The 990-nt window shown below is 60.9% G+C and carries 2 protein-coding genes; both read right to left on the reverse strand.

Annotation, left to right across the window (positions count from 1 at the left end):
• Positions 1–192: hypothetical protein (locus tag GVI59_RS18675; protein WP_173575537.1), on the reverse strand; the 192-nt coding region annotated here is incomplete at its 3' end.
• Between the two features lie 90 nt (positions 193–282).
• The gene (locus tag GVI59_RS18680) at positions 283–825 is read right to left on the reverse strand and encodes a hypothetical protein (RefSeq protein WP_173575538.1); all 543 of its coding nucleotides are present in this window, start codon (positions 823–825) and stop codon (positions 283–285) included.
• Positions 826–990 lie beyond the last annotated feature (165 nt).

A 990-nucleotide genomic window follows, 5' to 3' on the forward strand; every position in this document is an offset into this window, starting at 1 on the left:
GGGCCGGTAGGCTGTGACTTCACGATCAATCGCGTTGTTATCTGCGACTTCAACGGACTGTGCTTCAATGCCATTGGAATTGAGCATATCCACAACGAACCGGACAGAATTGGACAGGCCTGACTCACGCGAGCCGGAATAACCCCAATCGCCCTCACGGCTTTTGAGAATGAACAGGAGACGATTTTTCACGGGGAGTTTTCCAGCAGAGTGGGAAAGCAAGAGCCACGCAGACCCCGTCGGCCCAGAAACCGACGAGGAATACGAGGATGGTTGTGACGATCACACGCCGAGAGCGGCCAGAGCCTGAGCCTCGGTCATGCCGGTGCTGGACCGGACGGCAGACACGCCGAGAAGCCCTTTGAACACCGAGATGATCGTGTTGAGAGCTGAGAGCGCCGTCTTGGCGTCAGACAGCACGGATGCCGACAGAGCCGACCCGGCGCCAGAGATTGCGGACTCAATCGCGCTGGCGACCGTGGACAGGTCAGACAGCACGCTGTCCACGCGGGTTTTCCAGTCTGTGTTGTTGTAGCTGATTGTCAGCGTGGAGCCGGCGGCGGTCGAGAACGCGGTCAGCGCTCCGGACAGAGCGACCTCGGCAGCCTGAATCGCCGGGACATAAGCGGAGATGGCCGGGAACTGAGCGGAGAACGCGATGACGGCGGCGGCGGCATTGAGACCGGCCTGCCCGTAGTTTTTCACTTTGGTCACGTCGAGCGTGATTGTGGTGACGCCGTTCGTCGTGGAGACGGTGCAGGCAGCGAGACCGGCAGCGGCCAGACCGAGGGCGGACGAGCGCAGGAGGTTGCGACGAGAGAGCATTGGCGTTGTTCCATAAAAAAAGCCCGCTCAATGGCGGGCTGTGACGGGATCTTCAGGCCGGTGGCTATCCGGCGGGATCGAATAATCGTTAAGCGGCCTTCCCGGACGCTTTTGCGGTTAAGAACCGCCGCGCCGCCTCAGACCAACGCAAGACCTGCTGCGACC

The organism is Acetobacter sicerae (assembly GCF_011516765.1).
In the GTDB taxonomy this organism is placed as follows: Bacteria; Pseudomonadota; Alphaproteobacteria; order Acetobacterales; family Acetobacteraceae; genus Acetobacter; species Acetobacter sicerae.

Bases quoted from the DNA above. Each gene is read 5' to 3' on its own strand.
- GVI59_RS18680 (WP_173575538.1), bottom strand. From the start codon at position 825: ATGCTCTCTCGTCGCAACCTCCTGCGCTCGTCCGCCCTCGGTCTGGCC.